Source organism: Paenimyroides aestuarii, assembly GCF_024628805.1.
GTDB classification, from domain to species: domain Bacteria; phylum Bacteroidota; class Bacteroidia; order Flavobacteriales; family Flavobacteriaceae; genus Flavobacterium; species Flavobacterium aestuarii_A.
In genome coordinates this window covers 1,683,491-1,695,965 of record NZ_CP102382.1, presented here as the reverse complement: position 1 = coordinate 1,695,965, position 12,475 = coordinate 1,683,491, and the positions used below count along the sequence as shown (strand labels likewise).

Below are 12,475 nucleotides of genomic sequence, written 5' to 3'. Positions count from 1 at the left end.
TTTTTATAAAGATACGGCTTCACCGCCAGCTGCTTCGATAGCTGCTTTTGCTGTTGCTGTAAATTTGTGAGCAGTTACTTTTAATTTTGCTTTAAGCTCTCCTCTACCCAAAATCTTAACTAAGCTATTTTTTGAAACTATTCTATTTTCAACTAATGCGTTGAAATCAATCGCATCAGTAATTGTTCCGTTGTCAACTAAAGTTTGTAAGGTGTCTAAGTTGATACCTACATACTCTACTCTATTGATATTTTTAAAACCAAATTTAGGAACACGTCTCTGCAAAGGCATCTGTCCACCTTCAAAACCAATTTTCTTAGAATAACCTGAACGAGATTTAGCCCCTTTGTGTCCACGTGCAGCTGTTCCGCCTTTTCCAGAACCTTCTCCACGACCTACTCTTTTGTTTTGATTATGTACAGAACCGTTTGCCGGTTGTAAATTACTTAAATTCATAACTCCCTTTTAAATTAGTTAATTTCTTCTACAGAAACTAAATGTTGAACTTTTTTTACCATTCCTACGATAGCTGGTGTATTATCATGCTCAACAACTTGTCCTAATTTGCGAAGACCTAAAGCTGCTAACGTTCTTTTTTGATTTTCTGGACAATTGATTTTGCTTCTAACTTGTTTTACTTTAATTTTTGACATACTACTCAAAATTAAGATTTAAATACTTTCTCTAAAGAAATTCCTCTTTGTTTTGCAACTGTAGCAGCACTTCTCATGTTTAATAAAGCATCGAATGTTGCTTTAACAACGTTATGAGGGTTAGAAGAACCTTGAGATTTTGATAATACATTGTGAATACCTACAGACTCTAATACTGCACGTACGTTACCTCCTGCAATAACTCCGGTACCTACCGATGCTGGTATTAAGAATACACGAGCACCGCCAAATTTACCTTTTTGTTCATGCGGAATAGTTGTTCCATATAATGGGATACGAACTAAGTTTTTCTTAGCATCTTCAACTGCTTTGGCAATAGCTTCAGATACATCTTTCGATTTTCCTAAACCATGACCAACTACACCATTTTCGTCACCAACTACAACTACAGCAGAAAAGCCGAAAGCTCTACCTCCTTTAGTTACTTTGGTAACACGATTAACTGCAACCAAACGATCTTTTAATTCAAGACCCGCTGGTTTAACATATTCTACGTTTTTATAATTTTGATACATAACTAATTACAATTAGAATTTTAATCCAGCTTCTCTTGCGCCTTCAGCTAATGATTTCACACGACCGTGGTATAAATTTCCACCTCTATCAAAAGAGATTGTTTCTACACCTGCTTTTAAAGCCTTCTCTGCAATTAGTTTACCAACTGATGCAGCAGTTTCGATTTTAGTTCCTTTTGCAACACCTGCTTCACGAGAAGAAGCCGCTGCTAAAGTTACACCGTTTACATCATCTATGATTTGTGCATAGATTTCTTTGTTACTTCTATATACAGACAAACGTGGTCTAGCAGCTGTACCGCTAACTGTTTTTCTAACTCTGTATTGAATTCTTTGTCTTCTTTCAGATTTGTTTAATGACATGGCTTTAATTTTTAAGCTGATTTACCTGCTTTTCTTCTTAACTCTTCACCAACAAACTTGATTCCTTTTCCTTTGTATGGTTCTGGCTTGCGGAAAGAACGAATCTTTGCTGCTACCTGACCAACAAGTTGTTTGTCTGCAGATGTTAATTTTACGATCGGGTTTTTACCTTTTTCAGAAACTGTTTCCACTTTTACTTCAGGAACAATTTCTAGAACGATATTGTGAGAGAAACCTAAAGCTAAATCAAGTTTTTGTCCTTGATTAGATGCACGGTAACCAACACCAACTAATTCTAATTCTTTAGTAAAACCTTCAGATACACCAACAACCATATTGTTGATTAAACTTCTGTATAAACCGTGTTTTGCTCTTTCATCTTTAATATCTGATGAACGCTCAACGATTACTTGTCCGTCTTCTACTTTCACATCTACTTTTTCAAAAGTTTGTGAAAGCTCTCCTAATTTTCCTTTTACTACAACTACTGCGTCTTTAACTTCAACAGTTACGCCAGCAGGAATTGAGATTGGATTTTTACCTATTCTTGACATTTCGCTCGTCTATTTTATTAGTATACGTAACAAACTACTTCACCACCCACGTTTAAGGTTTTTGCCTTTTTACCTGTCATTAAACCTTTAGATGTTGACACAATAGCAATACCTAAACCGTTTAAGATACGTGGTAAATCTGCAGATGATGCATATTTACGTAAACCTGGTTTACTAATTCTTTGGATATCTTTGATAACAGACTCTTTGGTGTCTTTATCATATTTTAAAGCAATCTTGATTGTTCCTTGAACAGAAGAATCATCGAATTTGTAGCTTAAAATATATCCTTGGTCGAATAAAATTTTTGTGATTTCTTTTTTAAAGTTAGATGCTGGAATCTCTACCACTTTGTGGTTTGCACGAGATGCATTTCTAATTCTTGTTAAAAAATCTGCGATAGGATCTGTATACATATGTATAAAATTGCGATTATGGTTTTCAGGAAACACTCGTTTCCTGAACCTTTAATCAATTAAAATTATTTTTACGTTGGCAAAAGTACTACCTTTTTTCGAGATTACCAACTTGCTTTTTTAACGCCTGGTATTAAACCTTGATTTGCCATTTCACGGAATGTTACACGTGAAATACCAAATTGGCGCATATAACCTCTTGGGCGTCCTGTTAATTTACAACGATTGTGTAAACGTACAGGAGAAGCGTTTGCAGGTAATTTTTGTAATGCTTCATAATCTCCAGCTTCTTTTAAAGCTTTGCGTTTTGCAGCATACTTAGCTACCAATGCTTCTCTTTTCGCCTCGCGGGCTTTCATTGATTCTTTAGCCATACTAGTTCTTTTTAAAAGGTACTCCTAATTCTGCAAGTAATGATTTTGCTTCGGCATCTGTGTTTGCAGAAGTTACAAAGGTAATATCAAAACCTGCGATTTTGTTTACTTTATCAATATCGATTTCTGGGAAAATGATTTGCTCAACTACTCCAAGGTTGTAATTTCCTCTACCATCAAATCCGTTTGATTTAACACCAGCGAAATCGCGAACACGTGGTAATGCAGATGTTACTAAACGGTCTAAGAATTCATACATTCTTTCACCACGTAAAGTAACTTTTGCACCAATTGGCATTCCTTTTCTTAATTTAAAAGAAGCAACGTCTTTTTTAGAAATGGTAGATATTGCTCTTTGTCCGGTAATTTTTGTTAGTTCTTCCACAGCGTGGTCCACTAATTTTTTATCGGAAACAGCAGCACCTACTCCACGGCTTACAACAATTTTTTCAAGTTTAGGAACTTGCATTACATTCTTGTAACCGAATTCTTCTTTTAAAGCAGAGATTACTCTGTCTTTATATTCTTGTTTAAGTCTTGGTATATAAGTCATGACTATAATGCTTGATTAGATTTTTTAGAAACGCGCACTTTCTTATCTCCTTCTACTTTGTATGCCACTTTCGTAACTCCGTTGGTTTTTGGATCAACCAAAGCGATGTTTGAAATATGAATTGCTGCTTCTTTTTTTACAATACCACCTTGAGGGTTTGTTGCACTTGGTTTCACGTGTTTAGAAACCATGTTCACTCCTTCAACGATTGCTTTGTTTTTTTCGCGCAATACGCGTAAAACTTTTCCTTCAGATCCTTTGTGATCTCCAGCAATAACGCGAACGTTATCTCCTGTTTTTATTTTTAGCTTTGTCATCTTTTAACGAATTAAAGCACTTCAGGTGCCAATGATACAATTTTCATGAATTGTTTTTCACGAAGTTCTCTTGCTACCGGACCAAAAACGCGTGTACCTCTCATTTCACCTGCAGCGTTCAACAATACACAAGCGTTATCGTCGAAACGGATGTAAGATCCATCAGCTCTTCTCACTTCTTTTTTGGTGCGTACCACAACAGCTGTAGATACTGCTCCTTTCTTAACGTTTCCGTTTGGAGTTGCATCTTTAATCGCTACTACAATTTTGTCTCCAACAGAGGCATAACGACGTTTCGTTCCTCCTAAAACACGGATAGTCAAAACTTCTTTTGCTCCTGTGTTATCTGCTACTTTTAATCTAGATTCCTGTTGTACCATAATTATTTCGCTCTTTCAATGATTTCAACTAATCTCCAACATTTGTTTTTAGATAATGGGCGTGTTTCCATTATTCTAACTGTGTCACCAATGTTACAGTCGTTTAATTCGTCGTGTGCAACATATTTCTTTGTTTTTAACACGAACTTTCCGTATAATGGGTGTTTTACTTTACTTGTTTCAGACACAACGATAGACTTAGTCATTTTGTTGCTAGTAACTACACCGATTCTTTCTTTTCTTAAATTTCTTTTTTCCATCTTTCAGCAGATTACAATTATTGTAAGGCTTTTTTGCTAATCTCAGTGTTTACTCTTGCGATAGCTCTTCTTACTGTTCTTAATTGCAAAGGGTTAGCAATAGGCGAAATAGCGTGAGCATTTTTCAACTCAGCATATTGTTTTGTTAATTCACCAAGTTTAGCTTGTAACTCAGCTACAGATAGATTATTTATTTCTTGTTTTTTCATAATGATCTAAAATTAAGCTTCGAAATCTCTAGCGATGATAAACTTGGTTTTTACTGGAAGTTTTTGAGCGGCTAATCGTAATGCTTCTTTTGCAACTGCTAAAGGCACACCACCTACTTCAAACATAATTCTTCCTGGCTTAACAACTGCAGCCCAATATTCAACTGCACCTTTACCTTTACCCATACGTACCTCTAGAGGCTTTTTAGTGATAGGTTTATCTGGGAAGATTTTAATCCATAATTGACCTTCACGTTTCATAAAACGAGTTGCAGCGATACGTGCAGCTTCGATTTGACGAGAAGTAATGAATGAGTAATCTAAAGATTTAATCCCGAACATTCCGTTAGAAAGTTCGCTTCCTCTTTGAGAAACCCCTTTCATTTTACCTTTCTGTACCTTACGATACTTCGTTCTTTTAGGCTGTAACATTTTTCTTTAGTTTAAAATTACTTTCTTTTGTTGCGTTGGTTTGGTCTTCCATTTGGTTTTCCAGATCCTGATGGTTTAGACGATTTTTGTTTGTCCATACCAGCTAACGGAGAAAGATCTCTTTTACCATAAACTTCACCTTTCATGATCCATACTTTGATTCCCATTCTACCGTAAGTAGTGTGAGCTTCAGCCAAAGCATAGTCAATATCAGCGCGGAAAGTAGATAGAGGAATACGACCATCTTTAAAGTTTTCTGAACGTGCCATCTCTGCTCCGTTCAAACGACCTGAAATTTGCACTTTCATACCTTCAGCATTCATTCTCATTGCCGCAGCGATTGCCATTTTAATAGCTCTACGGTAAGAAATACGGCTTTCGATTTGACGTGCGATGCTTGTTGCAGCCAAATAAGCATCTAGCTCGGGTCTTTTAATTTCAAAGATATTGATCTGTATCTCTTTGTTAGTAATTTTCTTAAGTTCTTCTTTCAACTTGTCTACTTCCTGACCGCCTTTTCCGATGATGATTCCCGGACGTGCAGTAGTAATAGTAACGGTTACAAGCTTTAAAGTTCTCTCGATAATGATTTTAGATACACTAGCTTTTGCTAAACGAGCATGGATGTACTTTCTGATTTTTGCATCTTCAGCAAGTTTATCTCCATAGTCATTTCCACCGTACCAGTTAGAGTCCCATCCTCTGATGATCCCAAGGCGATTTCCGATTGGATTAGTCTTTTGTCCCATACTGTTTATTAATTGCTTTGTGTGTTATTGTTTGATCCTAATACGATTGTAACGTGATTAGAACGTTTTCTAATTCTGTGTGCGCGACCTTGTGGTGCAGGACGTAATCTTTTTAACATTGCGCCACCGTCAACACGGATTTCCTGTACAAATAATTCTGCTTCTTCGATATTTGCATCAGCGTTTTTTGCCTGCCAGTTAGCGATTGCTGATAACAATAATTTTTCTAATCTGCCTGAAGCTTCTTTTGTATTAAATTTTAATATGTTAAGAGCATTCTCAACTTTCTGTCCTCTTACTAAATCTGCAACTAAGCGCATTTTGCGAGGTGAAGTTGGGCAATTGTTTAGCTTAGCAAAAGCAATTTGTTTGTTAGCTTCTTTTATTTGCTCGGCTCTTTCTCTTTTACGAACTCCCATAGCTTCTTATTATTTTTTACCTTTATTTTTCGCACCAGCGTGTCCACGGAATGAACGTGTTGGTGAAAATTCTCCTAATTTATGTCCTACCATGTTTTCTGTTACGTAAACAGGTACAAATTGACGACCGTTGTGTACTGCGATTGTTTGTCCAACAAAGTCTGGAGTAATCATTGATGCTCTTGACCATGTTTTAACAACTGCTTTGTTACCGTTTTCTGCGTTCTCTACAACTTTTTTCTCAAGTTTAAAGTGAACATAAGGTCCTTTTTTTAATGAACGTGCCATACTTACTTAATTATTTCTTTCTACGTTCTACAATATATTTATTACTTGCTTTAACACTAGAACGTGTTCTGTAACCTTTTGCCGGTAAACCTTTTCTTGAGCGTGGGTGACCTCCTGAAGAGCGTCCTTCACCACCTCCCATTGGGTGATCTACTGGGTTCATTGCTACTGGTCTAGTGCGTGGTCTTCTACCTAACCAACGAGATCTACCTGCTTTACCTGAAACGATTAACTGGTGATCTGAGTTAGATACTGCACCAATTGTTGCCATACATGTTAATAAGATTAAACGAATCTCACCTGAAGGCATTTTTATGGTTGCGTATTTACCATCACGAGCAACTAATTGTGCAAAAGTTCCTGCAGAACGTGCGATAACAGCACCTTGACCTGGACGTAACTCGATACAAGAAATAATTGTACCAAGAGGAATATTTGCTAAAGGCATTGCATTACCAACTTCTGGAGCTGCTTCTGGACCTGAAACTACTTTCTGACCCACTTGCAATCCTGCTGGAGCAATGATATAAGTCTTTGCCCCATCTGCATAAGCTAATAATGAGATAAAAGCTGAACGGTTTGGATCGTATTCGATTGTTTTTACTGTTGCTGGAACTCCAACTTTAGTTCTTTTAAAATCGATGATACGATATTGTTGTTTATGACCACCACCGATATAACGCATGGTCATTTTTCCTTGACTATTTCTACCTCCAGAGTTTTTTTTCGGTGCTAATAATGAACGCTCCGGCTTATCAGTTGTAATAGCGTCAAAACTATTAACAACTCTAAAACGCTGACCCGGGGTAATAGGTTTTAATTTTCTAACTGACATTGTTATTAGATATTATTATAAAAATCGATTGAATCTCCTTCTTTCAATGTAACAATTGCTTTCTTGTAAGCAGATGTTTTACCAGTAATCATTCCGCTTTTTGTGAATTTTGTAGTTCTATCTGCTCTGTAAATCATTGTGTTTACATCTAAAACAGAAACGCCATAAGCTTTTTCAACTGCTTTTTTAATTTCTACTTTATTCGCTTTCTTAGCTACCACAAAACCAAAACGGTTAAATAATTCACCGTCTTTTGTTATTTTTTCGGTAATGATAGGTTTAATAATTGTACTCATTTCCCTACTTATTTACTTAAATTTTCTACAATTCCCTCTACTGAACCTTCAGTTAACACTAACGAATTTGAATTCAAAATACCGTAAGTATTTAACTCTGAAGAAGTTACAACAGAAGCTCTTTTTAAATTGCGTGACGACAAATATACGTTTTTATTTGATTCACCCAACACAAATAATGATTTTTTATTTTCTAAACCTAAAGCTTTCAATACGTTAATGAAATTTTTAGTATTTGGTGCTTCGAAAGTAAAATCTTCAATTACAAATAAATTCGACTCTTGTGCTTTGATTGTGAAAGCCGATTTACGAGCTAAACGTTTTAACGCCTTGTTTAATTTGAAAGAATAGCTACGAGGTCTTGGTCCAAAAATTGTACCACCACCTTTAAAAACAGGTGATTTAGCAGATCCTGCACGTGCAGTACCTGTACCTTTTTGTTTTTTAATTTTACGTGTAGAACCAGCTACTTCTGCTCTTTCTTTTGCTTTATGTGTACCTTGGCGTTGGTTTGCCAAATACTGTTTAACATCTAAATAGATAGCGTGTTTATTAGGCTCAATTGCGAAAACTGAATCAGCCAATTGTACTGATCTACCAGTTTCTTTTCCGTTGATATCTAAAACTTTTACTTCCATTACTTCTGTACGATTACATAAGAGTTATTATGACCTGGTACTGCACCTTTAACAACTAATAAGTTTTTATCGGTTACCACTTTTAAAACTCTAAGGTTTTGAACTGTTACTTTTTCTCCTCCTGTTCTTCCTGCCATACGCATTCCTTTGAATACGCGTGAAGGGTACGATGATGCACCCACAGATCCTGGAGCTCTTAAACGGTTATGCTGACCGTGCGTAGCCTGACCAACACCACCAAATCCATGACGTTTAACAACACCTTGGAATCCTTTTCCTTTAGAAGTACCTTGTACATCAACAAAGTCTCCTTCAGCAAATAAATCTACAGTGATTACATCACCTAAATTATACGTGCTTTCAAAATCTTGAATTTCAACAACTTTTTTCTTTACAGAAGTTCCTGCTTTTTTAAAGTGACCTGCAGCCGCTTTTGTTGCACTCTTTTCTCTAGCGTCATCGAAACCAAGTTGATAAGCTTCATACCCGTCAACCTCTTTGGTTCTGACTTGGGTAACGACACATGGACCTAATTCGATTACTGTACAAGGAATGTTTTTCCCTTTTTCATCGAAGATTGAAGTCATGCCGATTTTTTTTCCAATTAACCCAGACATAAATTTTAATTAATAATTAGTAAATATAAAAATTTCAAGCATCGGCAAAAGTAATACCAATGCTTGAAATATACAAGTATTTTCTAAAAAAAGTTTATTATCACACTTTTATCTCTACTTCTACTCCTGAAGGAAGCTCTAATTTCATTAAAGCGTCGATCGTTTTTGAAGATGATGAATAGATATCTAATAATCTTTTGTACGAACTTAACTCGAATTGTTCTCTTGATTTTTTGTTAACGTGCGGAGAACGTAAAACAGTAAATATTTTTTTGTGTGTTGGTAACGGAATTGGCCCGGTTACTACTGCACCTGTACTTTTTACAGTTTTTACGATTTTTTCAGCTGACTTGTCAACCAAAGCGTGATCGTAAGATTTTAATTTTATTCTGATTTTTTGACTCATTTTCTTAATTATTAAGCGTTACCTTTTGCTTTTTTAATTACTTCTTCTTGAATGTTAGAAGGTGTTTGCTCATAGTGAGAGAACTCCATTGTTGAAGTTGCACGACCTGAAGACAATGTACGCAATGTGGTTACATATCCGAACATTTCAGATAACGGCACAGATGCTTTCACAACTTTTGCTCCGTTACGATCGTCCATTGAGTTGATTTGTCCACGACGACGGTTTAAGTCACCAACAATATCACCCATATTTTCTTCTGGTGTTAACACTTCTAACTTCATGATTGGCTCAAGGATGATAGCACCTGCAGCTTTTGCAGACTCTTTATATCCCATTTTTGCTGCTAATTCAAATGATAAAGCATCTGAATCCACCGCGTGGTATGAACCATCAACTAAAGTAACTTTTAATGAATCCATCTCGAATCCTGCTAAAGGACCTTGTTTCATAGACTCACGGAAACCTTTTTCAACAGCAGGAATATATTCTTTTGGTACGTTACCACCTTTTACTTCGTTCACAAACTGTAATCCTACGAATGGTTTTCCATCCACTTCGTCTGCCGGACCGATTTTAAATACGATATCACCGTATTTACCACGACCACCTGACTGTTTTTTGTAGGTTTCTCTGTGATCTGCAACACGTGTAAAAGCTTCTTTGTACTCTACCTGAGGCTCACCTTGGTTTACCTCTACTTTGAACTCACGACGCATACGATCCACAATGATATCTAAGTGTAACTCACCCATACCAGAGATGATTGTTTGCCCAGAAGCTTGGTCTGTACGAACGGTAAATGTTGGATCTTCTTCTGCTAATTTAGCTAAAGCCATACCCATTTTATCTACGTCTGCTTTTGTTTTAGGTTCGATAGCGATACCGATTACTGGATCAGGGAAATCCATAGACTCTAACACGATTGGGTGTTTTTCGTCACATAAAGTATCTCCTGTTTTAATATCTTTAAAACCAACAGCCGCACCAATATCTCCAGCTTCAATTCTTTCGATTGGGTTTTGCTTGTTAGCGTGCATTTGATAGATACGAGAGATACGCTCTTTGTTTCCTGAACGTGTATTCAACACATAAGAACCTGCATCTAATCCTCCTGAATATGCACGGAAGAAAGCTAAACGACCTACGAATGGATCGGTAGCAATTTTGAATGCTAATGCAGCAAAAGGATCGCTTACAGATGGTTTACGTGTAATTGGCTCGTCTGTGTTTGGATTAGTACCTTCGATCGCTTCTTTATCTACTGGAGATGGTAAGTAACGACAAACAGCATCCAACATAAACTGAACACCTTTATTTTTGAAAGATGAACCACATGTCATTGGAATGATACTCATATCTAAAGTTGCAGCACGCAATGCTTTGTGTACTTCTTCTTCAGTGATAGAGTTTTCATCTTCCATGTATTTCTCTAACAAGTTTTCGTCATAAGCAGCAATTTCCTCGATTAATTGACCACGGTATTGTTTTACCTCATCAACCATTTCTGCAGGAATTTCTACGATATCGAAAGTAGCTCCTTGTGTTTCATCGTGCCATACAATTGCACGGTTTTTCACTAAATCTACTACTCCTTTAAAATCCGCTTCGTCACCAATTGGTAAAACAATCGGCACTGCGTTTGATTTCAACATATCTTTAACTTGCTGACAAACTTTTAAGAAGTTAGATCCTTGACGATCCATTTTGTTAACAAATCCCATACGTGGAACTTTGTAGTTGTCAGCTAAACGCCAGTTAGTTTCAGATTGTGGTTCAACTCCGTCAACTGCAGAGAATAAAAACACTAATCCGTCTAATACACGCAATGAACGGTTTACCTCAACGGTAAAGTCAACGTGTCCTGGAGTATCGATAATATTGAAGTGGTAATCTTGCGATTCTGCAATTTTCTTACCTTGATCGGTTGGGAAAGACCACGTACAAGTTGTAGCAGCAGATGTAATAGTGATACCACGTTCTGCTTCTTGCTCCATCCAGTCCATTGTTGATGCACCATCGTGCACTTCACCAATCTTGTGGTTTTTTCCTGTATAAAAAAGGATACGCTCTGTTGTAGTGGTTTTACCCGCATCAATGTGAGCAGCGATTCCTATGTTTCTAGTAAATTTTAAATCTCTAGCCATTTGTGTTGTTCTTTATGAAAAATTAAAATCTAAAGTGAGAGAATGCTTTATTAGCATCAGCCATTTTGTGAACATCCATTCTTTTCTTAACAGCTGCACCTTCTTCTTTAGCCGCAGCTAAGATTTCAGCAGCTAATTTAGAAGCCATAGATTTATCGTTTCTTTTTCTTGCATAAAGAATCATCCATTTCATCGCCATAGAAATTTTTCTATCTGGACGAATGGGCATTGGAATTTGGAATGAAGCACCACCTACACGGCGAGAACGTACTTCAACGTGAGGCATAACGTTTGTTAATGCATCTTTCCACACTTCCAAAGATGTTTTTTCTTCATCTTGCTTTTTCGTTTCAACGATTTCTAATGCATCGTAGAATACTTTGAAAGCAGTAGATTTTTTACCATCCCACATTAAGTTGTTTACGAAACGTGTTACTAACTGATCGTTGAATTTTGGATCTGGTAAAAGAGGTCTTTTCTTTGCCTGTCTTTTTCTCATTTCTTTGTTACTTTTAAAAGTTTCTAGTTTAAGGTTTCAAGTTTAAAGCTTTGCATCACCCAAAAAGCAATGCACAAATCTTTACGACTTTTAACTTTTGACTATTCTACTTAAATTAAATTACTTTTTTGCGTCTTTAGGGCGTTTAGCACCATATTTAGATCTTCTTTGGGTACGACCGTTAACACCGGCTGTATCTAAAGCACCACGAACGATGTGGTATCTAACTCCTGGTAAATCTTTTACCCTTCCACCTCTAACTAATACTATCGAGTGCTCTTGTAAATTGTGTCCTTCTCCTGGGATGTAAGCGTTTACTTCATTACCGTTTGTCAAACGTACACGCGCTACTTTACGCATTGCAGAGTTTGGCTTTTTAGGCGTTGTAGTATAAACACGCGTACACACACCACGTCTTTGAGGACATGAATCCAAAGCAACCGATTTACTCTTCTTAGTCAATTGGGTTCTCCCTTTTCTTACTAATTGTTGAATTGTTGGCATAATGTTTATTAAAAATTTTCTACATTCAAT

At 36.6% G+C, this 12,475-nt stretch carries 24 protein-coding genes; all 24 read right to left on the bottom strand.

Annotated elements, in window-relative coordinates; all coding sequences use genetic code 11:
• Positions 1-3: 3 nt before the first annotated feature.
• The 24 genes from rplO to rpsL all read right to left on the bottom strand — a co-directional run bounded on the left by rplO (position 4) and on the right by rpsL (position 12,445).
• Positions 4-456 carry a 50S ribosomal protein L15 gene (rplO, locus tag NPX36_RS08090; protein WP_257498227.1) on the bottom strand — a complete coding sequence of 151 codons (453 nt, stop codon included), beginning with the start codon at positions 454-456 and terminating at the stop codon, positions 4-6.
• Between the two features lie 14 nt (positions 457-470).
• Complete coding sequence (gene rpmD / locus NPX36_RS08085; protein WP_257498226.1) at positions 471-653, bottom strand: 50S ribosomal protein L30; 183 nt, start codon at positions 651-653, stop codon at positions 471-473.
• Between the two features lie 11 nt (positions 654-664).
• Positions 665-1,189 carry a 30S ribosomal protein S5 gene (gene rpsE, locus NPX36_RS08080; protein ID WP_257498225.1) on the bottom strand — a complete coding sequence of 175 codons (525 nt, stop codon included), beginning with the start codon at positions 1,187-1,189 and terminating at the stop codon, positions 665-667.
• Between the two features lie 12 nt (positions 1,190-1,201).
• Positions 1,202-1,552 (bottom strand): 50S ribosomal protein L18, encoded by a 351-nt coding sequence (gene rplR, locus NPX36_RS08075; RefSeq protein WP_257498224.1) that lies wholly within the window; start codon positions 1,550-1,552, stop codon positions 1,202-1,204.
• A gap of 11 nt (positions 1,553-1,563) precedes the next feature.
• Positions 1,564-2,106 carry a 50S ribosomal protein L6 gene (gene rplF, locus NPX36_RS08070; protein ID WP_257498223.1) on the bottom strand — a complete coding sequence of 181 codons (543 nt, stop codon included), beginning with the start codon at positions 2,104-2,106 and terminating at the stop codon, positions 1,564-1,566.
• A gap of 17 nt (positions 2,107-2,123) precedes the next feature.
• Positions 2,124-2,522, bottom strand: coding sequence for a 30S ribosomal protein S8 (rpsH, locus tag NPX36_RS08065; protein ID WP_257498222.1), 399 nt, complete (start codon positions 2,520-2,522; stop codon positions 2,124-2,126).
• Positions 2,523-2,626: 104 nt separating this feature from the next.
• Positions 2,627-2,896: a 30S ribosomal protein S14 gene (gene rpsN / locus NPX36_RS08060; RefSeq protein WP_091100340.1), complete on the bottom strand. Its 270-nt coding sequence runs from the start codon at positions 2,894-2,896 to the stop codon at positions 2,627-2,629.
• A 1-nt stretch (position 2,897) separates the two neighbouring features.
• Complete coding sequence (gene rplE / locus NPX36_RS08055) at positions 2,898-3,449, bottom strand: 50S ribosomal protein L5 (protein ID WP_257498221.1); 552 nt, start codon at positions 3,447-3,449, stop codon at positions 2,898-2,900.
• 2 nt (positions 3,450-3,451) lie between these two features.
• Positions 3,452-3,766 carry a 50S ribosomal protein L24 gene (gene rplX / locus NPX36_RS08050; RefSeq protein WP_257498220.1) on the bottom strand — a complete coding sequence of 105 codons (315 nt, stop codon included), beginning with the start codon at positions 3,764-3,766 and terminating at the stop codon, positions 3,452-3,454.
• Between the two features lie 11 nt (positions 3,767-3,777).
• Positions 3,778-4,146: a 50S ribosomal protein L14 gene (rplN, locus tag NPX36_RS08045; protein WP_014166275.1), complete on the bottom strand. Its 369-nt coding sequence runs from the start codon at positions 4,144-4,146 to the stop codon at positions 3,778-3,780.
• A gap of 2 nt (positions 4,147-4,148) precedes the next feature.
• Positions 4,149-4,406 carry a 30S ribosomal protein S17 gene (gene rpsQ / locus NPX36_RS08040; protein ID WP_091522155.1) on the bottom strand — a complete coding sequence of 86 codons (258 nt, stop codon included), beginning with the start codon at positions 4,404-4,406 and terminating at the stop codon, positions 4,149-4,151.
• A 17-nt stretch (positions 4,407-4,423) separates the two neighbouring features.
• The gene (gene rpmC / locus NPX36_RS08035; RefSeq protein ID WP_257498219.1) at positions 4,424-4,615 is read right to left on the bottom strand and encodes a 50S ribosomal protein L29; all 192 of its coding nucleotides are present in this window, start codon (positions 4,613-4,615) and stop codon (positions 4,424-4,426) included.
• 12 nt (positions 4,616-4,627) lie between these two features.
• Entirely contained in the window at positions 4,628-5,047 is a 420-nt protein-coding gene (gene rplP, locus NPX36_RS08030) for a 50S ribosomal protein L16 (RefSeq protein ID WP_091522162.1), read from the bottom strand.
• A 17-nt stretch (positions 5,048-5,064) separates the two neighbouring features.
• Entirely contained in the window at positions 5,065-5,796 is a 732-nt protein-coding gene (gene rpsC / locus NPX36_RS08025) for a 30S ribosomal protein S3 (protein WP_257498218.1), read from the bottom strand.
• A gap of 8 nt (positions 5,797-5,804) precedes the next feature.
• Complete coding sequence (rplV, locus tag NPX36_RS08020) at positions 5,805-6,215, bottom strand: 50S ribosomal protein L22 (protein ID WP_257498217.1); 411 nt, start codon at positions 6,213-6,215, stop codon at positions 5,805-5,807.
• A gap of 9 nt (positions 6,216-6,224) precedes the next feature.
• A complete protein-coding gene (gene rpsS / locus NPX36_RS08015) occupies positions 6,225-6,503 on the bottom strand; it encodes a 30S ribosomal protein S19 (protein WP_257498216.1) in 279 nt (92 codons plus the stop codon).
• 10 nt (positions 6,504-6,513) lie between these two features.
• The gene (gene rplB, locus NPX36_RS08010) at positions 6,514-7,338 is read right to left on the bottom strand and encodes a 50S ribosomal protein L2 (RefSeq protein ID WP_091100308.1); all 825 of its coding nucleotides are present in this window, start codon (positions 7,336-7,338) and stop codon (positions 6,514-6,516) included.
• A gap of 5 nt (positions 7,339-7,343) precedes the next feature.
• Positions 7,344-7,634, bottom strand: coding sequence for a 50S ribosomal protein L23 (gene rplW, locus NPX36_RS08005; protein WP_257498215.1), 291 nt, complete (start codon positions 7,632-7,634; stop codon positions 7,344-7,346).
• Positions 7,635-7,642: 8 nt separating this feature from the next.
• Positions 7,643-8,272, bottom strand: a complete 630-nt coding sequence (rplD, locus tag NPX36_RS08000) for a 50S ribosomal protein L4 (RefSeq protein WP_257498214.1) — start codon at positions 8,270-8,272, stop codon at positions 7,643-7,645.
• Positions 8,272-8,889 carry a 50S ribosomal protein L3 gene (gene rplC, locus NPX36_RS07995; RefSeq protein WP_257498213.1) on the bottom strand — a complete coding sequence of 206 codons (618 nt, stop codon included), beginning with the start codon at positions 8,887-8,889 and terminating at the stop codon, positions 8,272-8,274. Before rplC ends, rplD begins: the two co-directional genes overlap by 1 nt.
• A gap of 100 nt (positions 8,890-8,989) precedes the next feature.
• A complete protein-coding gene (rpsJ, locus tag NPX36_RS07990; protein ID WP_091522187.1) occupies positions 8,990-9,295 on the bottom strand; it encodes a 30S ribosomal protein S10 in 306 nt (101 codons plus the stop codon).
• A gap of 11 nt (positions 9,296-9,306) precedes the next feature.
• Entirely contained in the window at positions 9,307-11,442 is a 2,136-nt protein-coding gene (fusA, locus tag NPX36_RS07985; RefSeq protein ID WP_257498212.1) for an elongation factor G, read from the bottom strand.
• Between the two features lie 22 nt (positions 11,443-11,464).
• On the bottom strand, positions 11,465-11,941 hold the full coding sequence (gene rpsG / locus NPX36_RS07980; protein WP_091522195.1) for a 30S ribosomal protein S7: 477 nt from the start codon (positions 11,939-11,941) through the stop codon (positions 11,465-11,467).
• A 120-nt stretch (positions 11,942-12,061) separates the two neighbouring features.
• Positions 12,062-12,445, bottom strand: a complete 384-nt coding sequence (gene rpsL / locus NPX36_RS07975) for a 30S ribosomal protein S12 (RefSeq protein ID WP_091100281.1) — start codon at positions 12,443-12,445, stop codon at positions 12,062-12,064.
• Between the last annotated feature and the right edge of the window lie 30 nt (positions 12,446-12,475).